The sequence below is a fragment of the Aestuariivivens insulae genome (assembly GCF_022662195.1).
In the GTDB taxonomy this organism is placed as follows: domain Bacteria; phylum Bacteroidota; class Bacteroidia; order Flavobacteriales; family Flavobacteriaceae; genus Aestuariivivens; species Aestuariivivens insulae.
Map to the genome: position 1 here is coordinate 15729 of NZ_JAKMCS010000019.1, position 26469 is coordinate 42197.

The 26469-nt window shown below is 36.0% G+C and carries 20 protein-coding genes; 13 read left to right on the forward strand and 7 right to left on the reverse strand.

Annotated elements, in window-relative coordinates:
- Nucleotides 1-258: 258 nt before the first annotated feature.
- Together porQ and lon are read right to left on the reverse strand one after the other, a co-directional pair.
- Nucleotides 259-1281 carry a type IX secretion system protein PorQ gene (gene porQ, locus MR062_RS16225; RefSeq protein ID WP_242206195.1) on the reverse strand — a complete coding sequence of 341 codons (1023 nt, stop codon included), beginning with the start codon at nucleotides 1279-1281 and terminating at the stop codon, nucleotides 259-261.
- A gap of 157 nt (nucleotides 1282-1438) precedes the next feature.
- Nucleotides 1439-3889, reverse strand: coding sequence for an endopeptidase La (gene lon, locus MR062_RS16230; protein ID WP_242206197.1), 2451 nt, complete (start codon nucleotides 3887-3889; stop codon nucleotides 1439-1441).
- 262 nt (nucleotides 3890-4151) lie between these two features.
- Here lon and MR062_RS16235 point away from each other — a divergent pair, with 262 nt between their 5' ends.
- Nucleotides 4152-4979 carry a hypothetical protein gene (locus MR062_RS16235; RefSeq protein ID WP_242206199.1) on the forward strand — a complete coding sequence of 276 codons (828 nt, stop codon included), beginning with the start codon at nucleotides 4152-4154 and terminating at the stop codon, nucleotides 4977-4979.
- Between the two features lie 53 nt (nucleotides 4980-5032).
- On the opposite strand, the gene MR062_RS16240 is transcribed toward MR062_RS16235, so the two are convergent.
- Entirely contained in the window at nucleotides 5033-5683 is a 651-nt protein-coding gene (locus tag MR062_RS16240) for a rhomboid family intramembrane serine protease (protein WP_242206201.1), read from the reverse strand.
- A gap of 61 nt (nucleotides 5684-5744) precedes the next feature.
- On the opposite strand from MR062_RS16240, the gene MR062_RS16245 reads away from it, so the two are divergent.
- Complete coding sequence (locus MR062_RS16245; RefSeq protein ID WP_242206203.1) at nucleotides 5745-6626, forward strand: lysophospholipid acyltransferase family protein; 882 nt, start codon at nucleotides 5745-5747, stop codon at nucleotides 6624-6626.
- A gap of 317 nt (nucleotides 6627-6943) precedes the next feature.
- On the opposite strand, the gene glmM is transcribed toward MR062_RS16245, so the two are convergent.
- Entirely contained in the window at nucleotides 6944-8332 is a 1389-nt protein-coding gene (gene glmM, locus MR062_RS16250; RefSeq protein WP_242206205.1) for a phosphoglucosamine mutase, read from the reverse strand.
- Between the two features lie 179 nt (nucleotides 8333-8511).
- On the opposite strand from glmM, the gene MR062_RS16255 reads away from it, so the two are divergent.
- From MR062_RS16255 to MR062_RS16265, 3 genes are all read left to right on the forward strand, one after another.
- Nucleotides 8512-9108 carry an acyl carrier protein phosphodiesterase gene (locus MR062_RS16255; protein WP_242206208.1) on the forward strand — a complete coding sequence of 199 codons (597 nt, stop codon included), beginning with the start codon at nucleotides 8512-8514 and terminating at the stop codon, nucleotides 9106-9108.
- 5 nt (nucleotides 9109-9113) lie between these two features.
- Nucleotides 9114-10817, forward strand: coding sequence for a gamma-glutamyltransferase (gene ggt / locus MR062_RS16260; protein WP_242206210.1), 1704 nt, complete (start codon nucleotides 9114-9116; stop codon nucleotides 10815-10817).
- Nucleotides 10818-10898: 81 nt separating this feature from the next.
- Nucleotides 10899-11612: a hypothetical protein gene (locus MR062_RS16265; RefSeq protein WP_242206211.1), complete on the forward strand. Its 714-nt coding sequence runs from the start codon at nucleotides 10899-10901 to the stop codon at nucleotides 11610-11612.
- A gap of 155 nt (nucleotides 11613-11767) precedes the next feature.
- Here MR062_RS16265 and MR062_RS16270 read toward each other — a convergent pair whose 3' ends face one another.
- The 3 genes from MR062_RS16270 to MR062_RS16280 all read right to left on the reverse strand — a co-directional run bounded on the left by MR062_RS16270 (nucleotide 11768) and on the right by MR062_RS16280 (nucleotide 12899).
- A complete protein-coding gene (locus MR062_RS16270) occupies nucleotides 11768-12070 on the reverse strand; it encodes a type II toxin-antitoxin system RelE/ParE family toxin (RefSeq protein WP_242206213.1) in 303 nt (100 codons plus the stop codon).
- Nucleotides 12071-12292, reverse strand: a complete 222-nt coding sequence (locus tag MR062_RS16275; RefSeq protein ID WP_242206215.1) for a hypothetical protein — start codon at nucleotides 12290-12292, stop codon at nucleotides 12071-12073.
- 82 nt (nucleotides 12293-12374) lie between these two features.
- A complete protein-coding gene (locus MR062_RS16280; RefSeq protein WP_242206218.1) occupies nucleotides 12375-12899 on the reverse strand; it encodes a hypothetical protein in 525 nt (174 codons plus the stop codon).
- Nucleotides 12900-13303: 404 nt separating this feature from the next.
- On the opposite strand from MR062_RS16280, the gene MR062_RS16285 reads away from it, so the two are divergent.
- From MR062_RS16285 to MR062_RS16320, 8 genes are all read left to right on the forward strand, one after another.
- A complete protein-coding gene (locus MR062_RS16285; RefSeq protein ID WP_242206220.1) occupies nucleotides 13304-13657 on the forward strand; it encodes a hypothetical protein in 354 nt (117 codons plus the stop codon).
- Between the two features lie 140 nt (nucleotides 13658-13797).
- Nucleotides 13798-16629 (forward strand): excinuclease ABC subunit UvrA, encoded by a 2832-nt coding sequence (gene uvrA / locus MR062_RS16290; protein ID WP_242206221.1) that lies wholly within the window; start codon nucleotides 13798-13800, stop codon nucleotides 16627-16629.
- A 25-nt stretch (nucleotides 16630-16654) separates the two neighbouring features.
- Nucleotides 16655-17344, forward strand: a complete 690-nt coding sequence (locus tag MR062_RS16295; RefSeq protein WP_242206223.1) for an LOG family protein — start codon at nucleotides 16655-16657, stop codon at nucleotides 17342-17344.
- 119 nt (nucleotides 17345-17463) lie between these two features.
- Nucleotides 17464-20298: a gluzincin family metallopeptidase gene (locus tag MR062_RS16300; RefSeq protein WP_242206225.1), complete on the forward strand. Its 2835-nt coding sequence runs from the start codon at nucleotides 17464-17466 to the stop codon at nucleotides 20296-20298.
- A gap of 172 nt (nucleotides 20299-20470) precedes the next feature.
- On the forward strand, nucleotides 20471-22885 hold the full coding sequence (locus MR062_RS16305) for an alpha-ketoacid dehydrogenase subunit alpha/beta (protein ID WP_242206227.1): 2415 nt from the start codon (nucleotides 20471-20473) through the stop codon (nucleotides 22883-22885).
- Between the two features lie 311 nt (nucleotides 22886-23196).
- Nucleotides 23197-23673: a hypothetical protein gene (locus MR062_RS16310; RefSeq protein WP_242206229.1), complete on the forward strand. Its 477-nt coding sequence runs from the start codon at nucleotides 23197-23199 to the stop codon at nucleotides 23671-23673.
- A gap of 59 nt (nucleotides 23674-23732) precedes the next feature.
- On the forward strand, nucleotides 23733-25898 hold the full coding sequence (locus MR062_RS16315; protein ID WP_242206231.1) for an endonuclease MutS2: 2166 nt from the start codon (nucleotides 23733-23735) through the stop codon (nucleotides 25896-25898).
- Entirely contained in the window at nucleotides 25895-26314 is a 420-nt protein-coding gene (locus tag MR062_RS16320; RefSeq protein WP_242206232.1) for a thiol-disulfide oxidoreductase DCC family protein, read from the forward strand. Before MR062_RS16315 ends, MR062_RS16320 begins: the two co-directional genes overlap by 4 nt.
- The last annotated feature ends 155 nt before the right edge of the window (nucleotides 26315-26469 follow it).

Below are 26469 nucleotides of genomic sequence, written 5' to 3' on the forward strand. Positions count from 1 at the left end.
GCTTAAAGTGCCTTAAGTTTTGGAAATACAGTAAAACCTTCAACTCAAAAGGAACACCATACTTTTATGATGTAAAGCAATTAAGGCTTTTATCAATCACAACTTTAACGTACTTATAACTTTAACGTACTTATAACTTTAACGTACTTATAACTTTAACGTACTTATAACTTTAACGTACTTATAACTTCAACGTACTTATAACTTCAACGTACTTATAACTTCAACGTACTTATAACTTAAGTGCACTCCAAGTACTTATCTGTTCAAATCGATTTGCAGCCCAAAAAAGCTGGCATTGGCTGCACTGGTGTATTTGGCATGGGTGTAACTAAAGCGCATTTTATTCATTTTTATTGAAATTCCAGCCGACAATCCCGAAAAATTGCGCTGATCTATAATACGTAGCTCTTCTGCCCTTCTAAAATTGTAGCCCAAACGCAAGTTGAACCCTTTGTCTGGAAACAACTCCGCACCAATAATGGTGTGCCGAATGACCTGGCCTAAAAAGCCAATCTTCTCTTGGGTTTGGTTACCTGACAAATCACTTGTTGACCTTGCAGGGTTAGGTCTGGCAATAGGCCAATCCTGTAAGTTCTCTAAAGTAACATGCCACCGTATGGGAACATGCTGTAAGGTTTGCGACATACCAAAATCGATTTCTAATGGTAAGGGCTCATTTAAACCGGCATAGGTTGTAATTTGGGTCCCCAAATTTCTAATGGCCAAAGCTGCATGGAAATCAAGAGTTTCATTTATATAAAGTAGTCCCAAATCGCATGCTGCTCCAAGGGAAGTATATTGCTCTAACTTTGAAGTGATTAACTTCACATTAGCACCAAAGTAAAAATCGGAGTACCCTATTTGTAATGCATAACCTAAGGACAGGGCCGCTTCGTTTCCTGTAAAGGTTCCTGTAGCATTTCCGTTTTCATCATATCCATCAAAAGAACCATAATTAATATAGGCAATGCCTGCGTGAAAGGTTTGTGTCCTTCTGTCTACGGTATAAGCATAGGCTGCTGTACCATAACCAATACCTCCTAAATAACTTGTATAGTTAAGTGCCAACTGGTTATCCATTTCCACATTAATGGTTGCTGGATTGAATAGCCCCTGGGTCACATCGTAATCTACATTGGTCAACACCTTACCTCCAAGTGCTGCTTGCCTAGGAGAAGATACTAGGTTCAAAAATTGATAGGTAGCCTCCCCTCCAACCTGTGCGTTGATTATTGTTCCAATCAACAAGCAAAGCCATGTGACACTTTTCTTTAACATATTTAGGCGCAAAGTAAACAAATCTATCTTAAAACGGTAGCAGCTATTTTTTATTTTAATTGTAGAATATTTCCCTTAGACTAAACATAGCTACTCCGAACTCAATAGTAAGCATAAAAAACCTCGACATAAGTCGAGGTCATAATATATAAAATATTTAAAGCTTCTTTGCGTTCTTAACTTTTTGATCAGTAATAGCTATATCGATTACCTCACTCATATCGGTAACATAATGGAATGTGAGTCCTTTTAAGTATTCCTGCTTGATTTCCTCAATATCGCGACGGTTATCTTCACAAAGTAAAATTTCCTTAATACGTGCGCGTTTCGCTGCCAAAATCTTTTCTTTAATACCGCCTACTGGCAATACTTTACCACGAAGGGTAATCTCTCCCGTCATGGCCAAACTCTTTTTGACCTTCTTCTGGGTAAACAAAGACACCAAAGAGGTTAGCATCGTAACTCCAGCACTAGGGCCATCTTTTGGCGTAGCTCCTTCAGGAACATGAATGTGCACATTATATTTATCGAAAATATCTGGATTTATACCTAATGCATTAGCATTAGATTTAATATACTGTAAGGCTATGGTTGCCGACTCCTTCATGACATTACCTAAATTTCCGGTAATACTCAAATTGCCTTTTCCTTTAGACAAAATGGATTCTATAAACAGAATATCACCACCTACACGAGTCCATGCCAAACCTGTTACCACTCCTGCTACATTATTATTTTCGTATTTATCGCGTTCTAATTTAGGACCACCCAATACTTCAATAATATCTTCATTGGTTACCTTTATATTATAATCTTCTTCCATTGCAATATTTTTGGCCGCATAACGCACCATCTTTGCTATTTGCTTTTCAAGACCACGCACTCCCGATTCCCGTGTATATCCTTCGACTATTTTTTCCAGTTGAGGCTTAGCTATTTTTAAATGCGATGTATCTAACCCATGTTCCTTTAATTGTTTGGGCAGCAAATGGCGTTTTGCTATTTCAACCTTTTCTTCAATGGTATAGCCTGTTACATTAATGATTTCCATACGATCCAATAAGGCCGGTTGAATGGTATTCAAGCTATTGGATGTCGCTACAAACATCACCTTAGACAGGTCGTAACCCATCTCTAGGAAATTATCATAAAACTCATTGTTTTGTTCTGGATCCAATACCTCTAACATCGCAGAAGAAGGATCGCCTTGATGGGAGTTAGACAACTTGTCTATTTCATCCAATACGAAAACAGGATTAGAGGTCCCAGCCTTTTTTATGCTTTGAATAATTCGCCCTGGCATAGCGCCAATATACGTTTTTCGGTGTCCCCTAATTTCGGCTTCATCACGTAAACCACCTAAAGACATACGCACATATTCCCTGCCCAAAGCTTCTGCGATGGACTTACCCAACGAGGTTTTACCAACACCCGGAGGGCCATACAAACATAGAATAGGCGATTTCATATCGTTACGCAGTTTTAAAACGGCGAGATATTCAATAATACGACGTTTTACATCTTCCAAACCAAAATGATCACGATCCAAAATCTTCATGGCTCGTTTTAAATCAAATTGGTCTTCACTAAACTCATTCCAAGGCAACTCCAAAAACAAATCCAAATAATTACGTTGTATGGAATACTCGGCCACTTGTGGGTTCATGCGTTGCATTTTGGCAATTTCCTTTTCAAAATGCTTGGCCACCTTGTCATCCCATTGCTTATCCATGGCACGCAACTTCATCTCTTCAATTTCCTGATCATGGCTCACGCCACCCAATTCCTCTTGAATGGTCTTCATTTGTTGATGCAAGAAATATTCGCGCTGCTGTTGGTTCATATCCATTTGAACCTTAGACTGTATATCGTTTTTAAGCTCCAATTTCTGAAACTCAATATTCATATATTTTAGCGTTGCCAAAGCACGGTTCTTTAGATCGTTCATCTCTAACAATTTCTGCTTTTCCTCAACAGAAAGGTTCATGTTAGAAGACACAAAATTCACTAAAAACGAATTGCTTTCTATATTTTTAATCGCAAAAGAAGCCTCGCTAGGAATGTTAGGGTTTTCCTTAATAATTTGAAGTGCCAAATCCTTTATGGAATCAATAATGGCCATAAACTCCTTATTGTTAATCGCTGGCTTAGCCTCAGGAATATCCCTTACCGTAGCGTTCATGTATGGTTCTTCAGTAAGCACTTCGGCCACCTGAAAACGCTTTTTCCCTTGAATGATTACCGTTACATTACCATCGGGCATTTTAAGCACACGCAATATTCTAGCAACGGTACCTGTCTCATAAATCTCCTTGGCATTCGGATTTTCTACCGATTCATCCTTTTGGGCTACAACACCAATAACCTTACTGCCTTTATTGGCATCGTTAATTAATTTAATCGATTTATCACGCCCGGCTGTAATAGGAATTACCACACCTGGAAACAACACGGTATTTCTCAAGGACAAAATAGGTAAAGTTTCGGGTAAGTTTTCGTTGTTAATTTCCTCTTCGTCCTCGGGTGTCATTAACGGTATTAATTCTGAATTTTCATCGAACTCTTGCAATGACAAACTGTCAAACGTTATAAAATTGGATTTCTTCATATAGCTATTCAGGTCAATTTGTCATTAAAACAAATGTAACCTTTTTTAAAATTAGTCTTTAATATCTTTTGAATCACTTATAAAGCAGCTTTTTAAGCTTTTATAAGCATCATTCTTACTTCTATATTTCAATTGTTATGCCATAAAACTCAATATACATGCATTTAATCGTTTAAGTAATACTTTTCGTAAAAAAAGATTTTGTGGTTTTGTAAATAACTCTATTTTTAACCCAATAACCAATCATTTTAATACAAAGACCATGAAATTAAACCTACAACTATTGTTAGTTCTAAGCTGCTTAATTCTTTCCTGTAATATTGAGCCTGTTAATAGCGAAGGGGATTTAAGTGAAACTCAAGATGAGCCAACTGATGGTATTCTTTTGGAAAAAATAATACACGATAAAGGAACACCAAATGAATATACCGAAACTTTTAACTATAATGGCAATAAATTAATGAGTGTTGTTGGAACCGATGGTAGCGAAGAATGGAAAAATGTTTATACCTATGACAATAATGACAATTTAGTTAAAGACGATTTTTTTGATGCAGACGGACACATAGCTTCTGTGGTATTAGAATACAATTCTAATGGTAAAGTAGCCTCTTATATCGAAAACTTTTTTGAACCCTCTGGATTAAGTGATCGCAAGTACAAAAAGATATTCACTTATAACAACGATGGTACTATAACCAATAAAGTTTATGTAGATTATTTAAATTCTGGCTTTGAATTAAAATGGACTGAAACCATTACCTTAAATGAAAAAAATATTATAAAAATACTTGATGATGATGGTTATAAAATAGATTATACTTACGATAATAAAAATAATGCCTATAAAAACATTCATGCCATTGAAGTTTTAAATATTCTAAGTGAAAATGAATTTGGCTCAATTATTTACGGAAACACTCACAATGTTATTAAATATGTAGAAAGTGACTCCAGTATTAGTGACAACTATAATGACACAATTGAGTATACTTATAATGAAAAAAACTACCCAAAGACAGCTATCTATACATCTAAATATGGTAACCAAATAGAAGAGGTTTACACAATGGATTATTTTTATAAATAGAAACCATTAAAAAACAAGGCAATATGGATATCCACATTGCCTTGTTTTTTTATTCACATTTTCCCAGCCTTCCTCAAAACATACAACAACACAATAGGTATGGCCAAAAGGCCAATCATTAACAGATTGGTTTTAAAAAGCCATGGCGCAAAAGCCAAGGTAATAAGATACCCTCCAACAGCCCCTCCAAAATGGGCATCATGCCCTATATTGCCAACTCTGTTTTTCATGCCGTAAATAGAGTACAACAAGTAACCAATCCCGAATAGATAAGCAGGAATAGGTATTGGAATAAAAAAGATATACAAACTCATCCCAGGCTGAAGCAAAATAGCCGAATAAATAATCCCCATAACAGCACCACTGGCCCCTACCGCAGAATAATAATATTCATTTTTATGAAAGTATAAAGACAATAAACTCCCCATCAATAAACTCCCTAAATAGATAATTATAAATTTTGTAACCCCTAATAATGCAATGACCACATCAGCAAAAAAATAAAGGGAAAACATATTAAAAAACAAATGGGCATTATCTGCATGCAAAAACCCAGAACTAAACAAACGTATCTGCTCTCCCCTACGTACTGCACCTACATTGAATTTATACTTTTCAAAAAAGCCGAAATCACCAAAGCCTTTATAGGATATAATAACGTTAGCCGCAATAATAACTATGGTTACGAGGTCTAAATTGTTCATGGGTTATAATGTTTACAATCAAATTAATTTATCTTTGCGGCTACAAATCTAAAACTTATTCATGCAATTCCTAGTTTATATTTTGGTCTATCCGCTTTTATGGTTTATTTCCATACTTCCTTTTAGGCTATTGTATTTACTTTCCGATGCTGTTTTTGTGTTGATGTACTACTTTGTAGGCTACAGAAAAAAAGTAGTGACCGAAAATTTAAAACTCGTATTTCCTGAAAAGTCAGATAAAGAAATAGCACATATTAGAAAAGCATTTTACAGACATTTATGTGACATGTTTTTGGAAATGGCCAAAACCATGAATATTTCTAAAAAGGAACTAAAAAAGCGTTTCAATATTGTTAATGCAGAAGAATTTAAACGTTTGGAATCTCTTAATAAAAGTGTGCTTTTAATGTTTGGCCACTATGCCAGTTGGGAATGGTCCTTAGAAGTCCAAAACCATATTAACTTTAAGGGCTATGGCGTATATAAAAAGTTAGCCAACCGTTATTTTGACAGGCTTGTTAGAAACATTCGCTCCAAATTCAAAACTATACTTATTAGCACTAAAGAAACTATTAGTACCATTAACGACAACGAAAGTAAAGGTGTAAAAAGTGTTGTTGGCTTTTTAAGTGACCAATCGCCAAGATTGAGTAAAGATGTATATTGGGGAAAATTTATGGGTATTGAAGTGCCATGTTTTACCGGTGCGGAACGTTTAGCCAAAAAACTGGATTTAACGATCGCCTATTTAAAGGTTAAAAAAGTAAAACGTGGTTTTTATGAAGCCGAAATCATGACAATTACCGAAACCCCTAAAGATTTTAAAGATTACGAGCTAACCGATTTATTTCTACGTGAGGTTGAAAAACAGATTTACGAAGCTCCTGAATATTATTTTTGGACCCACAAGCGTTGGAAACACCGTGATAAAGAGCGAAGCTAGAAGTACGAAATTAGAAGTTGGAAGTTGGAAAATTAATATCTAGGGATGATTTCATAAGGGATTGATCATCTTCACTGCGACCATCGCAAGCTCAACCATCTTCATTCTTAGAAATACCTTAAAAAAACGAAGCAACCTTTAGTTAAAAAGATTGCTTCATTTAAGATAGTATAGTTTAAATCTTATTTAGAGTCCCGTTTTATTCATATATACATATTTTTAAATTTTTGTATTCATGAATCTTCGATTTTCAGGAGAATGACAATCCTGCCTGTCTAATCGCTAGTTTCAACGGAAACCTCAAGGCTTATTTTCTATTAAATTTTAGCTATTTCCTTAATTTCACCAATAATCTTATCGGCTAAATCGTTGGCTAGATCTTGCGATTTGGCTTCTGTATAAATTCTAATGATAGGTTCTGTGTTACTCTTTCGCAAGTGTACCCAGCTTTCTGCAAAATCTATTTTCACACCATCTATTGTAGTCAGCTCCTCATTTTTATAACGCTCTTCCATAGCCTTTAAAATACCATCGACATCCAAACCAGGAGTTAACTCAATCTTCTTCTTGCTCATAAAGTAATTAGGATAGGTTTTTCGCAATTCACTAACAGTCATTTTTTTGTCTGCCAATAAACTTAAGAATAAAGCAATACCAACCAAAGCATCACGTCCGTAATGCAATTCTGGATAGATAATCCCGCCATTACCTTCACCACCTATAACCACTTTGTTTTGCTTCATAAGCTTTACCACATTCACCTCACCCACGGCACTAGCTTCATAAGTCCCACCGTATTTTTCGGTAATATCCCTAAGGGCTCTTGTAGAACTCATATTACTTACTGTATTACCGGGCGTTCTACTCAACACGTAATCGGCACATGCTACCAAAGTATATTCTTCTCCAAACATCTCACCATTTTCATCTATAAAGGCCAAACGGTCGACATCTGGATCGACTACAATACCAAAATCGGCGCGTTCTTTAACCACTTTTTCAGAAAGATCCGTTAAGTGTTCTTTTAACGGTTCTGGGTTATGCGGGAAATGCCCATTAGGCTCGCAATACAATTTTACCACATGCACGCCCAAACGCTCTAATAATAGTGGAATTGCTATACCTCCTGTTGAGTTTACCCCATCTACAACTACTTTAAATTTAGCTTCCTCAATTGGTTTTACGTTAACCAACGGTAGATCTAAGACATCTATAATGTGCAAATCGAAGTAAGCATCATTTTTAGTGATTTTTCCAAGGCTATCCACATCTGCAAACTCCATAGCATCACTTTCAGCAATTTCCAATATTTTTGCACCTTCAGCTCCATCTAAAAACTCACCCTTTTCATTCAACAGTTTTAAGGCATTCCATTGCTTAGGGTTATGGCTTGCAGTTAGTATTATACCGCCATCTGCGTGTTCCATTGGTACAGCCACCTCTACCGTTGGTGTAGTAGACAAACCAAGGTTTACCACATTAATACCTTGCCCTATTAAGGTATTCATTACTAAATTTTGAATCATCTTTCCAGATATACGCGCATCGCGTCCAACAACAACTTTGTAGTTTTCCTTTTTGCGCTGTTGTTTAATCCATACACCATAAGCCGCTGCAAATTTAACAGCATCTATTGGCGTTAAATTATCGCCAACATTACCACCTATGGTGCCTCTAATTCCTGAAATTGATTTAATAAGTGTCATAAAATGATTATTGAATTAGTCTACAAATATACAATTAGAAAATTGCATTCAATACCTTTAGCATATTGATTTAAAGTTCTATTACAGGCTTTTATGTTTATAACAATTTTAAAGCCACATTCTTAATAAATATTCAAAAGCATAACAGATTCTTTAATCCTTATTTGTAAATTACACCAATGAATTTTCTAGCTCACATTTACCTTTCCGGAGATAACGACCTTATAACTATTGGTAACTTTATTGCAGACGGCATTAAAGGAAAGGATTATAAAAGATACCCTGAAGACATACAAATAGGCGTTTTACTGCATCGCGAAATAGACACGTTTACCGATGCCCATAAAACCGTTAGGATGAGCACTAAGCGTTTGCATGAAAAGTATGGGCATTATTCCGGCGTTATTGTAGATATTCTTTACGATCATTTTTTAGCCAAAAACTGGACTAAATATTCTACTATTCCTTTAGATATTTATGTACAACATTTTTATGATTCACTTGAAATACATTATGAAATTTTACCGCTTAGGGTAAAAAAAATGATTCCATTCATGCTAGCCGATAACTGGTTATTGAGTTACGCCTCCATTGAAGGAATATCCAGAGTGCTGGATGGCATGAACCGAAGAACCAAAAACCGCTCTGGCATGGATAAAGCTGTTAATGAGCTTGAAGAATTTTATAATCAATTTGAAAATGAGTTCTCCCTTTTTTTTAATGATCTCGTTACCTTTTCAAACCACAAACTTAAAGAACTTATTCGAAAACATTAACTATTATGAGCCGATACATTTTTCTATCTCTCCTTTTCTTTATTGCCTTTTCCTGTAAAGAACCCATTAACCACGCTAAGCCCAAGCCGCCTGTAAGAGGTTTAATTACCGAACATGCCATGGTTGTTTCTGCCCGCGAAGAAGCTTCTAAAATTGGCAGTGACATCCTAAAAAAAGGAGGCAATGCTTTCGATGCTATGGTAGCCACCGAATTGGCATTGGCAGTAGCATACCCCTACGCAGGTAATTTGGGAGGTGGCGGATTTATGGTGTACAGAACAAACCAAGGGGATATAGGCGCCATAGATTATAGGGAAAAGGCGCCCTTGGCAGCAACTAAAAACATGTTTTTGGATTCTCTCGGCAATGTTATTCCAGACAAAAGCACCTTAGGCGCTATGGCCGTAGGCGTTCCCGGCACGGTTGCCGGCGTGCTTACCGTTCACGAAAAATTTGGCACACTTCCCATAGACAGTATTTTAAAACCTGTAATTGACCTAGCATATAAAGGAGTAATAGTTACCAACAAACAAGAAAAAAGAATAAAAAAATACCAACCGCTATTCATTAAAGCCAATAAAGATTCGATTCCTTTCGATAAAGCTTGGAAAACGAACGACACCATAAAATACCCCAAGCTGGCCAAAACTTTAGAACGTATAGCAATACATGGTAAAGATGGGTTTTACAAGGGTGAAACAGCTGAAACCCTAGTCAACTTCATCCAAGATAATGGCGGTATCATCACCAAAGAAGACCTTGAAAAATATGAAGCCAAATGGCGTGCTCCAATTGTTTTTACTTATGACGATTTAAAAATTATTTCTATGTCCCCTCCCGCCAGTGGAGGTGTTTGCTTAGCACAAATCATGAAGATGATAGAACCTTTCGACTTGCACAAGTACGGCCATAACACCTTAAAAACCATACAAGTATTAACCGAGGCCGAACGCAGGGCTTATGCAGATAGAAGTTTCTATTTGGGTGATCCAGATTTTGTAGATATTCCAATACCTACATTAATTGATACCAATTATTTAGAGGAACGCATGCGGGATTTTTCGTTTGCAAAAGCAACAAAGTCAAGTGAGATTAGCCATGGCTCAATTGAAATTGTAGAAAGTGATGAAACGACACATTACTCTATAATAGACCAATTTGGTAATGCCATTTCTGCAACAACAACGCTTAATGGAGCCTATGGTTCTAAACTGTATTGTACCGAACTTGGCTTTTTCCTTAACAACGAAATGGATGATTTTAGCAGTAAACCAGGAGCCCCAAACATGTTTGGGCTCATTGGAGCAGAAGCCAATAGCATTGCGCCAGAAAAAAGGATGTTAAGCTCCATGACCCCCACTATAATAGAAAAGAATGGTAGCCTGTATATGTCGGTAGGAACTCCAGGAGGATCAACCATAATAACATCGGTATTGCAAACTATTCTTAATGTGCATGAATTTAATATGACCATGCAGGACGCTGTGAACGCACCTCGGTTCCATCACCAATGGTTACCTGACGAAATAAGAATGGAACCCAATTTGTTTGATAAAAAACTTATAAAGGCCTTGAATGATTTAGGATATATTATAAACGAGGAACGCTCGCCAGTTATAGGCAAGGTCGACGGAATACTTGTTTTAGAGGACAAAACGTTAGAGGGTGGAGCAGATCGTCGAGGGGATGATACTGCTGTCGGTTTTTAATGGTTTTCTTTCGTTTACTCATTAGCAATTAATATTTTAGCAGTACATGTTTGGCTATTTATGCCTTTAATTGGCTTATATATGAAAACAAAAAAAGTAATAAAAATAAGTTTAGGGGCGTTATTATTTTTAACATTGCCCAGCTTATTGCTTTATGGTTTTTTATATTTTAAGTACAACGAAACCTTACCCTCTGGTATTTCTGGACAACAAGCTGATGAACTCGCCAAAAAAATGCTTGAAGCTTTAGATAATGAAGCCTATAAAAATACAGACTACATAGAATGGACCTTTAAAAAACGGCGCCATTACAAATGGTACAAAAGCAAAAACACCTGTGATGTCCTATGGAAAGATTTTAGGGTAAACCTAAATTTATTGGACTTTAACGCACACAAAGCCTATGTACATGGATTTATAATCGATGGTGACATGGCCAAAGATCTTATCGAAAAGGCTACCAAATACTATAACAACGACTCTTTTTGGCTGATTGCTCCCTATAAAGTGTTTGATGAAGGTGTAAAGCGGCAATTAGTAAAATATAAAAGCAAAGATGCCCTTCTAGTAACCTACACCAAAGGAGGTACAACGCCAGGCGATTCTTATTTATGGTTGCTAGACGACACTTATAAGCCCAAAGCCTTTAAAATGTGGACCTCTTTATTGCCTATCGATGGCTTAGAGGCTTCCTGGAACGATTGGACTCTAACCGAAAGTGGCGCTCAACTCCCAACATTCCATAAGTTTTTGGTTTTTGGTTTGGAAATTAGCAATATAAAAACCGCTCAATAAGGAATATTAGCTAGGGCAAGAACTACAGTTCATATTGAAAATTGAATAATGAACATGAACCTAGACTAGAACGATTGGCTCTTAATTATAAAATGCAACTTATCTGTATCCCATAATCATTAGCAATTCTGCTAATAATAGTTTTTGGTACCATTTCAGATTTCTTTATCTAATTTTTTTGGGTTTTGTCTTGTATCAAACATCGTAACAATACTAATTCGTTTAGAATTATAGCGATAATATAAGGTCGTTTGCTTTGTAATTACACACTTTCTTAATGCTCTTCCTTTCTTAGATTCAGGAAATATTTCAGGTTGGTCTCTAATTGCCTCTATTGAAGAATCTAATTTTTCAACAAATTCTTTTTTTACTTTAACAGACCATTTTTGAATTAGATAATCAAGTAGCTTGTCCAACTTCTTCTCAGCTGTTTTTGAAATAACAACTTTTCTACTCAATTATCTGTGTTTTTTTATAAAAGATTCATAATCTGTTACTTTCCCATTTTCTATTTCAATAGAAGCATTCTCAATTTCTTCGCGCTGTTGAAGTGATAAATCATCCCAAAAATCAGAAGTTCTTTCTTTTTTGAAAATCTTTCTAATAGATTCAATTATTTTAGGATTATCTGTATCCAAAAGCATTTTAATCAATTCTATTTTTTCAGCTTGAATATTCATAGCTCTTTGTTTATAACCAAAAATAACAATTTAAGCTTGAAATTGCGCATAGAAAATGTGTTTTTTAAATAATAACCACTATCTACTTACCCCGCTGCCCTACAAACTGATGGGACTTCGATTTAAACAGTACATTAAATGTCGTTAAACTGCCATAAATCCTAGTAATATACTGTTGTAAATCTATTTTGCCCTGTTCGTCCAAATCACTGGAGTTGATCCGTTGCTCCATAACACGCAAACGATCTCGAACCATGGTTATCTTATGAAAAAAGGTGTCAATTGGTATTTCCTTATTTTGCAAAGAGGTGTCGGCAGGTTGTAAAATCATCGTCCCGCCTTTCCACTTATCGGCTATTGGGACGACTTCACTAACATCGCTCCACTTTTTTAAAATATGTACCAAACTACGTTCAACTTCAAAAAAACTAACTGTATCTACATCACCATCGGCAGCTTCAATAACTTCAAATTCACTATCTATATCTATAGTTTCCAATCCGCTGTCTATAAATGTCACCCAATAATGCTGGGATGTTACATTAGTAACCACCCCTTTTCCATATTCAGGATGGTCGATTCTTGATCCTATTCCTAATAATTTCATATATAATACCTTTTTGAATTCCTACGGTTTAAAAATAATTATTTCAAAATATATCTGAAACATTCAGTTAACTAAATAAATATAAATTCAGCATTCCGTTTTAATCTCGGAACAAAACTCATAAAACTTTGTTAAATTTCATATCGAATCTGGGATATCGCTTACCTCCAAAATTTAAGGGATAAAAGCTATAAACCTATGCTGTTATAAAAATAGACATTATTTAAAAACACCTTACTTTCTTTAATAGAACGCTCTCACAAATCACCACCCACAAAATTTATAGGGGCTAGCCCAATCATTAATATCGAACCATAAATTAACATTCAAAAATGCAAGTTGGTTCAATTAATCTATACTACTATTTTTGATGAAAATTTGAAAAATCTATAAAAAACTGTACGATGAAAAATTTAATTTTAACCATCCTTTTGTTTGTAGTCTCCTTAACAATTAATGCGCAGGACACCCCTAAAGTAGGCGACAAATTTGTAATTAATAACCCTAGCGGACAACACTATAACCATATTGCTTTTCCTAAGCTCAATATTATTTCAAAACGGGGAAAAATAGCAAATTACAAAAGTATTATTGGAGAAGAGGTTATTGTAAAAGAGGTCATTTCTAAAAGCAATGGCAATGTATATGTAATTCTAGAGAAGGAAGATGGTTCAAAATTTTTTGGGTTTCAAACCAAGGCTAAAGCCAACTATAAAAGCGCAATAAGTTCAGGAGAATTATCTCCAACTGATTCGTAATAGCTATTTAATAGGCTTTGTTTATGAACTTATTGATCAAGAGTTTCCATATAAAAAAAACTGTTTTAAATCATTCTCTATAAACATAGCTTCATTAGATTTTAACATCTAAAATCGTAACTTTGCGCTTTTGCAAATTTATGAGCCAATATAACGAATGCATTGAAGTAAAAGGAGCACGGGTACACAACCTTAAAAACATTGATGTTTCCATCCCACGTGAAAAACTGGTTGTGATTACAGGGCTATCGGGTAGCGGCAAATCGTCACTGGCTTTTGATACTATTTATGCTGAAGGGCAGCGTCGGTATATTGAAACTTTTTCGGCGTACGCCAGACAATTTTTAGGAGGCTTGGAACGCCCCGATGTCGATAAGATAGATGGGCTCTCCCCCGTTATTGCCATAGAACAAAAGACAACCAGTAAATCGCCCAGATCCACAGTAGGCACCATAACCGAGATCTACGATTTTATGCGATTGCTCTTTGCCAGGGCCAGTGATGCCTATAGTTATAACACTGGAGAAAAAATGGTGAGCTACAACGATGAGCAAATCAAACAGTTGATCCTCGAAAATTTTAACGGTAAGCGCATTAACATATTAGCCCCTGTCGTACAATCTCGTAAAGGGCATTACCGCGAGTTATTTGAGCAAATTGCTAAGCAAGGGTTCCTAAAGGTTAGAACAGACGGTGAGATTCGAGATATTGTAAAAGGCTTGAGATTAGACCGTTACAAAACCCATGATATAGAAATTGTTATCGACCGCCTAAAAATAGATGACTCGGTCGATAATGACAAACGGCTTACCGAAAGCATCAATACAGCCATGTACCATGGCAATGATGTCCTTTTAGTAATCGACCAAGACACCAATGCATTACGTTATTTTAGTCGAAGCTTAATGTGTCCTACTTCGGGGATTTCATATCCCAATCCAGAACCTAATAACTTTTCTTTTAATTCCCCAAAAGGCGCCTGCGATAATTGCAATGGCATAGGCACCTTATACCAAATAAATGAAAAAAAGGTTGTCCCAGACAATACGCTTTCAATAAAAAATGGCGCTTTAGCTCCGCAAGGCCCACAAAAAAACAGTTGGATTTTTAAACAGCTTGAAACCATTGCCCAGCGTTTCAACTTTAAATTAAGTGACCCTTGGAAATCCATACCAGAAGAAGCCAAGCATATGATTTTGTATGGGGGTGACGAAAAATTTTCGGTTGAAAGTAAAACTTTGGGGGTCACCAGAAATTACAAAATCGAATTTGAAGGGATAGCTAATTTCATTGAAAACCAATATAAAACAGCAGATTCCACATCGCTTAAGCGTTGGGCCAAGGGATTTATGGACAAAATAAAGTGTCCGGTTTGTGAAGGTTCCAGACTAAAAAAGGAATCTCTTTTTTTTAAGATAAACGAAAAAAACATTGCCGAACTATCTAATACCGATATTGCCGAACTGGCGCAATGGTTTAACGATTTACAAAACCATCTTTCGGAAAAGCAGTTTAAGATTGCTGAAGAAATACTAAAAGAAATTAAATCCAGATTACAATTTTTGTTAGATGTAGGTTTAGACTATTTATCATTAAACCGGAGCTCTAAATCACTATCTGGAGGTGAAGCCCAGCGCATCCGATTGGCAACACAAATAGGTTCGCAATTAGTTGGTGTACTATACATTTTAGATGAACCCAGCATTGGTTTACATCAGCGTGATAACGAAAAGCTAATAAATTCTTTGGAGTCACTTCGTGATGTTGGAAATTCTGTTATTGTTGTAGAGCATGACAAGGACATGATAGAGCGTGCCGATTACGTAATAGACATTGGTCCAAAAGCTGGCCGACACGGAGGAGAAATTATTAGTATTGGAAATCCTGTTGAGCTAAAAGCGCATCATACCCTTACTGCAGATTATTTAAATGGCACTAAGGCCATTGAAGTTCCTAAAAAAAGACGGGAAGGTAATGGTAAGTTTTTAGAATTAAAGGGCTGTACCGGAAACAACCTTAAAAACGTATCGGTAAAATTTCCATTGGGCAAAATGATTGGGGTTACTGGTGTCTCCGGTAGTGGTAAGTCTACCCTAATCAACGAAACCCTTTACCCTATATTAAATGCCTACTATTTTAACGGTGTTAAAAAACCTATGCCCTATAAAAGCATTAAAGGCTTAGAGCATATAGATAAAGTTATAGACATTAACCAATCGCCAATAGGTAGAACACCACGAAGCAACCCAGCAACTTATACCGGTGTATTTAGTGAAATACGCGCTTTATTTGCCAAGATTCCAGAAGCTATGATACGTGGCTATAAAGCGGGACGTTTTAGTTTTAATGTTTCTGGAGGACGGTGTGAAACCTGTAAAGGAGGTGGTTTACGTGTTATAGAAATGAACTTTTTGCCCGATGTGTATGTCGAATGCGAAACTTGCCAAGGGAAACGTTTTAATAGGGAAACCCTGGAAATTAGATACAAGGGAAAATCAATTAGTGATGTACTGAACATGACCATTAATGAAGCTGTAGGTTTCTTTGAACATATTCCAAAAATCCATAAAAAACTAAAAACCATTAAAGATGTTGGGCTGGGCTATATTACCTTAGGTCAACAAAGTACAACATTATCTGGTGGTGAGGCCCAGCGTATTAAACTGGCTACCGAATTGAGCAAACGGGATACAGGAAATACATTTTATATTTTAGACGAACCTACAACAGGTCTGCATTTTGAAGATATTAGAGTGCTTATGCTAGTACTCAACAAATTGGCAAACAAAGGAAACACCGTCCTTATCATAGAACACAATATGGACGTAATTAAAACAGTAGACCATATTGTTGACATTGGTTACGAAGGCGGTAAACGAGGTGGACAAATTATAGTTGAAGGCACTCCAGAAGCGATTGTCAAACACAAAAAAAGTTACACCGCTAAGTTTCTTAAAAAAGAGCTAAATTAGGAACCATAAAATTTCAAAATAGACGATGAGAAAAGAACAACACCGTAAAGGGTGGAACGAAATAAAAACAAACGATTCCTGGGCGATTTTTAAAATCATGGGGGAGTTTGTTAATGGCTTTGAAAAAATGAGTCAAATTGGCCCCTGTATTTCTATTTTTGGTTCGGCACGTACAAAACCCGGACAAAAATATTATGAGCTTACCGAAAAAATAGCCAGAAAAATTGTAGAATCTGGCTATGGCGTTATCACGGGTGGAGGTCCAGGGATTATGGAAGCGGGAAATAAAGGAGCCCATCTGGGTGAAGGGACCTCAGTTGGCTTGAATATTGAACTTCCCTTCGAACAAAATGACAATCCATATATAGACGATGACAAAAATTTGGATTTTGATTATTTCTTCGTTCGAAAAGTAATGTTCGTAAAGTATTCCCAGGGCTTTGTAGTAATGCCTGGTGGTTTTGGAACGCTAGACGAACTGTTTGAAGCAGTTACCCTAATCCAAACCAAAAAAATTGAGAAATTCCCTATAATACTTGTAGGAACTGAATTTTGGGATGGTCTTTTTGATTGGGTTAAGCATACTTTATTAACTGAATTTTCTAATATTAGCGCCAAGGACTTAGATTTAATCCATTTGGTAGACAATGAAAATGAAGTCATTGAAATACTAGATAATTTCTACAAAGAATCGCGCTTAAGCCCTAATTTTTAAGACACTCGCTTATATAATGTATAACCTTGCTATTTTTCTTGTAATCGATGTTTAAACATATATTTCGCTATATTGCACTGCCTTGTACCATATCGTTAATAGCCTAAATGTTAAAAAATTTGAAGTACTATTTCTTAAGGACATTATTAATTTTTTTATTACCAATTTTAGCTTTTGGTCAAAACAAGATTGACCTAAAGGCTAAATTTGACATTGAGAATAGGCAGATTTCCATTACCCAAACCATAACATATACTAACACGACACGGGATACTCTAAAAACCATCTATTTAAACGATTGGAACAATAGTTATGCTACAAAAAAAACAGCTTTAGCCACAAGAATAGCAGACGAATACATTAAAGACTTCCATCTAGCTAAAAATGAAGAAAGAGGCTTTTCTGTAATTACTTCCATAAAACAAAATAATGAAAGCCTCAATTTTGAGCAGCTTAAAAATCAAATCGATGTTATTAAGGTATCACTAAAAACACCTTTATCCCCACAAGCCTCATATACTATAGACTTGCAATATCTTGTAAAAATCCCAAGCGATAAGTTTACTAGTTACGGCATAACACCCGATGGAGATTTAAACCTAAAATATTGGTATATAACGCCAGCTATTTATGATGGAGAGTGGCAATATTTCAGTAATAAAAACTTGGACGATCTATACATTCCTAAATCCGATTTGGATATAGAAATAGAATTCCCAAAGGCATACTATCTAACTTCAGAATTAAATATTGATAACATACTTGAAACCTCAACAAAAAACCGTATTGTAAAACTAAGTGGAAAAAATAGGATAAACACTAAACTGTATTTAAATAAATCCCTCACTTTTAGCACTATAGAATCCAACGGAATTTCTGTAGTTTCAAGCATCGATGACGAAGGCTTAGAGTTTATCGATAAAGCATTATTAACCGAAAAGGTAATTGACTTTATTACCAAAAACTTAGGTGAATACCCACATGAAAGACTAGTGGTTTCAGAAATTGATTTCACAAAAGACCCCATTTATGGCCTAAACTTTCTTCCTAAGTTTATTAAACCCTATCCTAATCATTTTCAATACGAATTAAGGTTGTTAAAAATTGCCCTGCACAATTATTTAGACAACACCTTACTTATTAACCCTAGAAAAGATCAATGGTTATTTGATGCCATTCAGATTTTTTATCTTATAAAGTATGTGGATGATCGTTACCCCAATATGAAGTTCTTGGGATCTATTTCAGGATTTTGGGGCGTTCGTTCTTTTCATGCTGCAGACATGAAGTTTAATGAAAAATACACGTTTGGCCACATGGTTATGGCAAGAACCAACAAGGATCAGCCACTAACTATGGCAAAAGATTCCTTGTTGAAATTCAACAAAAATATAGCTAGTAAATATAAAGCTGGTATTGGGCTTAAATACCTCGATGACTTTATAAACTCCAATATTGTCGAAGAAAGCTTAACCACCTTCTTAACAGAGACTAAATTACAGACTACGACAACCAAAGCCTTTGAAACGTTCTTAAAATCTAGAACCTCTAAAGATATAGACTGGTTTTTTACAGACTATTTAAAAACACGTAAAAAAATAGATTTTAAGATTAAAAACGTAAAAAAAAGCAAAGACTCTATTACACTTACTATTAAAAATAAACGTCACAATAGTATGCCTGTATCGCTTTATGCTCTCAACAACGACAGTATCATTTCAAAAACGTGGGTAGAACATATTAACGATAGCAAAACCATTACCATACCAAGGCAAGAAGCCAATAAGCTGGTTTTAAATTATGAAAGAACCATTCCCGAAATTAATTTACGGGACAACTGGAAATCCTTAAAGGGCTTTTTCTTTAATAATAAACCGTTACAGTTTAGATTAATAAAAGATGTGGAAGACCCACACTACAACCAAGTGTTTTTAATGCCTCTTGCAGAATTCAATAATATTTATGATGGGATTACATTGGGTATGCGCTTTTACAATACGGCATTACTAAGAAAACGATTCAACTATAAAATCGCCCCAAAATATTCCTTTACTTCCAAATCGTTTACCGGTGCTGCTGCCATATCCATGGAACACAACTTTGAAAATAATAATTTGTATTTATTAAACTATGGTATTAGGGCTGGATATACGTCTTATGCCGAAGATTTGTTTGTACGACAAGTTATCCCATCTGTTAAGCTGCTATTTAGACAGGACAACGATTTTAGATCCAATAAACGACAAGCTTTAATCTTTAGGTATGTAGACATCAATCGCGATAAAGACCCCACTAATGTTTTAAGCACATCTGAACCAAATTACAGCATTTTTAATACCAGATACATCCATTCCAACGATAATTTAATTCATTTCAATAAATGGTATGTCGATTTTCAAGTAGCAAAAAAATTCACAAAAATTGCTTTTAACTATGAATATAGAAGACTTTTTGAAAGCAATAGGCAATTAAACCTTAGATTGTATGGGGGAACGTTTTTAGAAAACAATACCGACACAAACTCTAAATACTTTAGTTTTGCCCTGGACAGGCCTACAGATTATTTGTTCGATTATGCCTATTTAGGACGGTCTGAAGAAACTGGAATCTTTAGCCAACAGTACATCGATGCCGAAGGAGGCTTTAAATCAAAACTACAGACTCCCTATGCTAACCAGTGGATTACAACACTAAACGCCAGTACAACCTTGTGGAATTATATTTTGCTTTATGGTGATATAGGTTTGGTTAAAAACAAGGGATTCAATCCAAAATTTGTTTACGACTCAGGAATTAGGGTCAATCTGGTTACCGATTATTTTGAAGTCTACTTTCCTATATATTCTAATTTAGGTTGGGAAATAGGGCAACCAAACTACGATCAAAAAATTAGGTTTAAGTTCACAGTAGACCCCCAAGTTCTTTTAGGCTTATTTAGGCGACGCTGGTTTTAAAACTTCTTAATTATTGACATATTATCAATTTAAACCTTATTTTATTGATTATTATTAAATATATTTAGATTTATTTATTATTTTTTGTTGAATCAATAATTATTTAACATGCTGAATAATTGCAAAAACAACAAACTTTAACTAAATTTGCAACGCACTAGAACCAATACCTATGGACTTAATTCCCGATTTAAAAAGCAGCATAACTTTCGATGATTTCAAAACTGAAGTTTTAAACGATTATGCTATTGCTGTACGAAGTCGTGAATGTAGTTTATTGGGACGCCGTGAAGTATTAACGGGTAAAGCTAAATTTGGCATTTTTGGCGACGGTAAAGAACTCCCTCAACTGGCTATGGCCAAAGCTTTTGCTAAGGGCGATTGGCGATCGGGGTACTACAGGGACCAGACTTTTATGATGGCCATTGGTAAATTTAATGTTGAGCATTTTTTTGCCGGATTATATGCCAATACCGATATAAACCTGGAACCCATGTCGGCAGGACGCCAAATGGGCGGGCATTTTGTAACCCATAGCCTAGATGATGATGGTAATTGGAACGATTTAACAAAACAATATAACTCTAGTGCAGACATCTCTCCTACTGCTGGGCAAATGCCACGGCTATTGGGTTTGGCACAAGCTTCAAAAATCTACAAAAAATTAGAGGGATTCGATGCCAGTAAATTTTCAAATAACGGTAACGAAGTCGCTTGGGGAACTATTGGCAACGCCAGTACAAGCGAAGGACTATTTTTTGAGACCATAAACGCTGCTGGTGTACTACAAGTCCCTATGATTATTAGTGTTTGGGATGACGATTACGGTATTTCGGTTCCAGCTAAATACCAAACTACAAAAGAAAATATTTCTGAAGTCCTTAAAGGCTTTCAGCGCGATGAAAACCATAAAGGCTATGAAATTCTACGTGTTAAGGGCTGGGATTACCCAAACCTTATAGAGACCTATCAAGAAGCCGCTAACATAGCAAGAAAAGAACACGTTCCGGTAATTATCCATGTACAGGAATTAACCCAACCCCAAGGGCATTCTACTTCGGGATCTCACGAACGTTATAAAAGCAAAGAACGACTAGATTGGGAAGTAGTACACGATTGCAATACCAAAATGCGGGAATGGATTATTGAAAGTGACATAGCCACAAACGAGGCCCTTCTTGATTTAGAACGTGCTATAAAAAAAGAAGTCAGGGAAATTAAAGCCAAAACCTGGAATGTCTTCCTTGACCCTATAAAAAAAGACCAAAAAGAATTAATCACCCTTTTAAAAAGTTTAGTAGGTGTTAGTGCCAATGGCGTATTCATTTCCAAGCTTATGGAAGATTTGGAAAAAATTCATGAACCTACCCGAAAAGATGTGATGTCCACATCGAGAAAAGCTTTGCGTTTTACACTGGGCGAAACTTCAAACGAAAAAAACAATCTGGCCAATTGGATTGATCGCGTTATGGCCGAAACACAACCAAAGTTTAGTTCTCACTTATATTCTGAGACCGACTCCTCGGCTATTTTAGTCAAAGAAGTAAAACCTACATATAGTGATGACGAAGCAAATAATGTAGATGGCAGAATTATTATAAGAGATAATTTTGATGCCATTTTTAAAAACCATCCAGAGGCCTTAATATTTGGTGAGGACACAGGTAATATTGGCGATGTAAACCAAGGCCTAGAAGGATTACAGGACAAGTATGGCGAACTTCGTATTGCAGATACCGGTATTCGAGAAGCAACTATAGTAGGACAAGGCATAGGTCTGGCACTTAGAGGCCTACGCCCTATTGCCGAAATACAGTACTTAGACTATCTATTATACGCCATTCAAATTATTAGTGACGATTTAGCAACAACGCAATATCGCACTAAAGGCATGCAAAAAGCCCCTTTAATAGTGCGTACCAGAGGTCATAGACTTGAAGGCATTTGGCATTCGGGATCTCCTATGGGAGGAATTTTAAATTTAATTCGTGGCGTATTTGTTCTAGTACCTCGAAACATGACCAAAGCGGCCGGTTTCTATAATACACTGCTCGAGGGCGACAATCCAGCATTAGTTATAGAGTGCTTAAATGGTTATCGCTTAAAAGAGCGCATGCCTAATAACCTACCAGAAGTAAGGACCCCAATAGGCGTGGTTGAAACCGTCAAGGAAGGCAAGGACATAACTTTAGTTTCCTATGGTTCTACACTGCGTATTGTTATGGAAACAGCCAAAGACCTGTTAGGAGTTGGTATTGATGCCGAAGTAATCGATGTTCAATCGCTTTTACCGTTCGATTTAAATCATGATATCGTTAAAAGTGTGGCCAAGACCAACCGCTTAATGATTATAGATGAAGATGTGCCAGGTGGTGCTTCTGCATATATTCTAGATGAAATTCTTAACGTTCAAAAAGCATTTCAATATTTAGACAGCGAACCCAAGACCCTAACGGCAAAAGCCCATAGACCAGCCTACGGCAACGATGGCGATTATTTTTCCAAACCATCGGCCGAAGATATTTTTGAAGCTGTTTATGAAGTCATGCACGAAGCCAATCCGTCCAATTTTCCTAAGTTGAGATAACAAATACCTTTTTTGCAGTTATCTTTGGGCAAATGGCAAGCCACCGCGCTTTACGCTATAGTTTTTTAAAATCTTTGGAATTTTAAAAAAGCTGCCGCTCCTATCGCTTTTGCGGGATTTTGTCCATTAATTTATCTCCATCCAACTTCCAACTTCCAACTTCCAACTTCCAACCTCTAACTTCCAACCTCTAACCTCTAACCTCTAACCTCTAACCTCTAACCTCTAACTTCTAATCTAAAAAAAAAGAAAACTTATCATGCACCTCACTATAACGCTTTTTATATATTTATCATTCAAATAACCACAACATGAAAGCACTGCCACTTAAAGACATCAAAAAGGAATTAAACATGCTTTCACACCAAGATCTTGAAGCCCTCTGTTTAAGGCTAGCTCGATTTAAAAAAGAAAACAAGGAACTGTTATCCTATTTGCTTTTTGAATCGGCTGATGAAGCGAGCTATATAGACAGCATAAAAGCTTATATGGATGGTGAATTTGAGCTAATAAACAGGGATAGTTTTTTTTATATTAGAAAGAGTATCCGAAAAATTTTAAGAAACGTAAAAAAGTACATTCGCTATTCCCAAAACAAAGAGACCGAAGTGGAGCTGTTGTTGTATTTTTGCGAACAGTTAAAACACTTTAGCCCAAACATTAAACGGAGTCAGCAATTAACCAATTTATATCACCGACAAATAGCACTAGCAAAAAAAATAATAAGCACCCTCCATGCCGATCTACAATACGATTATAATTTGAAGTTAGAAGAATTAAATCACTAAATGTTTAACTTTGCATACCTATTGTCTAGCTGGTCGATAGTACCCAATAATACTATAAAATGAACGGTATTCACGAAAAAACATTACAGGATTTAGAATTCCCTACCGTGCTTCAGCAGGTTAGTGAGCATTGCATTACTGCATTGGGAAACCATGAAGCACAAAATATTGCACCATACAGGTCTAAGGAACTTTTAATGGAAGCGTTAAAGCTAACCAACGAATATCTTTCGTCTTTTTATAATGATAACCGTATTCCCAATCATGGGTTCGATGCCATCTCCAAAGAGCTTAAACTGTTAAAAATTGAAAATACCTATTTAGACATACACGGTTTAAAAAAGATAGCTGCAATATCCCAAACAGCAAATACCATTATACTATTTCTTGAAAAGTTTAAGGAATACTACCCCACCCTTAATACTTACGCCTCAAAAATAGAAGTCACTAAAATACTAATTGAAAAGGTAGACAGTATTATAGATCGCTTTGGCGATGTTAAGGACAATGCATCCACTTTACTTTTCGATTTAAGGCAAGCTATTAACAAGGTAAAAGGTAAAATAAACCAGAGTTTTGCCACGGCACTTCACACTTATCATGGCTTAGAGTATTTGGACGACATTCGTGAATCTGTAGTTGAAAACAGGCGTGTATTGGCCGTTAAAGCCATGTACCGCCGTAAGGTTAAAGGTAGTGTTATGGGCAGTAGTAAAACAGGAAGCATTGTTTATATTGAACCAGAAGCAACCTTACAGCACACCAGGGAACTCAATAATTTAGAACACGAAGAACAGGAAGAAATTATTAGAATACTTAAAGAAGTAACTAATACCATTCGTCCATTTTTACCTCTGCTACAAGCCTATCAATCTTTTTTAATTGATATCGATATCATTTCGGCCAAAGCAAAGTACGCCAAGTCTTTAAATGCCATTCTCCCAGAATTCTCTGAAGAAAAACATTTGTATTTACGTGATGCTTATCACCCGTTACTCTTTTTAAATAATTTGGAAAAAGAGTTACCAACCTTTCCACAAACCATAGAACTAAAGGAAGACAGTAGAATTATTGTTATTTCCGGTCCCAATGCAGGAGGAAAAAGTATCACCCTAAAAACAATTGGCTTATTACAGGTTATGCTTCAAAGCGGACTTCTTATTCCTGTTCACGAGCGCAGTAAAGTGTGTTTATTCGATAGGGTTTTAAGTGATATAGGTGACAACCAATCCATAGAAAACCATTTAAGCACCTACAGCTATCGCCTAAAACAGATGAACTACTTTTTAAGAAAGTGCAACAAAGACACCTTATTTTTAATTGATGAGTTTGGTACGGGAAGTGACCCCGAATTGGGAGGTGCCCTTGCTGAAACTTTTTTAGAGGAGTTCTACCACCGTAAAGCTTTTGGGATCATTACCACACACTACTCCAACCTTAAAATATTAGCTACAGAGCTACCATATATGATCAATGCTAATATGCTCTTTAACGAGCGTTCCTTAGAACCCATGTTTAAATTGGTTGTAGGACAGGCAGGGAGCTCATTTACCTTTGAAGTCGCTCAGAAAAATGGCATTCCATACAGTTTAATAAACCGTGCCAAAAAGAAAATAGAACGCAGTAAAGTACGCTTTGATGCGACTATCGCAAAGCTTCAAAAAGAACGTTCCAGATTGGAAAAAACGGGACAGTCGCTAAAACTAAACGAAAAGAAAAAAAGTGAAGAAGCAGATAAACTCGAGGAAATAAACAGTAAAGTTCAGAAAAAACTGGAAAGTTACCAAGAGTTGTATGATAGTAACCAACGCCTTATTTATTTAGGACAAAAGGTAAACGATCTCGCCGAAAAATATTTTGAAAACAAACGCAAGCGCGATTTAATGGCGGAATTGTTTAAGGTTGTACAGATTGAAAATTCCAAACGCAAAAAAGTATCGGCCAAACAAAAGAAAGTCGAGAAGGCTAAGGAACAGCAGGTAAAACAAGAAGTAGAAAAGAAAGTAGAAGTTATTCGAAAAAAGAAAAAAGAAGCCAAAAAGAAAGCTGTCGAAACACCCAAGCCAAAACCGGTATTAAAAATCGGGGATCGCGTGCGTATGGAAGATGGACGTGCCATAGGCAGCATTGATAAAATTGAAAAAAACAAGGCTGTTGTAAACTATGGCATATTTACCACAAGCGTAAGCTTGGAGCAGTTGGAGCTTGTAGAAGCAAAAAAATGATGACCCCTATTCCCAACCATAAAAAACTTATAGTTTTTGATGGGGTTTGCAACCTCTGCAATGGTGCCGTGAACTATGTTATAAAACACGACAAAAAAAACAAGTTTATGTTTACAGCATTACAAAGTAATGCAGGGCAACAACTTGTTAACGATTTCAATATCAATACCTCTAAAATAGATTCCATACTCTTATACACACCACAAAAAAGCATTACTTATAAAAGTACTGCTGTCTTAAAAATTGCTTACCAATTGGGTTTTCCTCATAATATGATGGGTGTATTTTTTATTATACCACCATTTATACGAAACAGGATTTACGATGGTATTGCCAAAAACCGTTACCGATGGTTTGGTAAAAAAGAGACTTGTATGATTCCAACCCCAGAACTTAAAAAGAAGTTTTTGGAATAATACTTTAGCTTTATTTTCAATACAATAAGCTACATGGGAGGTTGCCATACAATTGAAGAAAACTTCTTACCTAAAGACATAAAGGAGTTAATAGGCTAAAAACGCACTAAATTCTAATTTCACCCTTCATGCATAGTTTAATTGCATTAAAATTT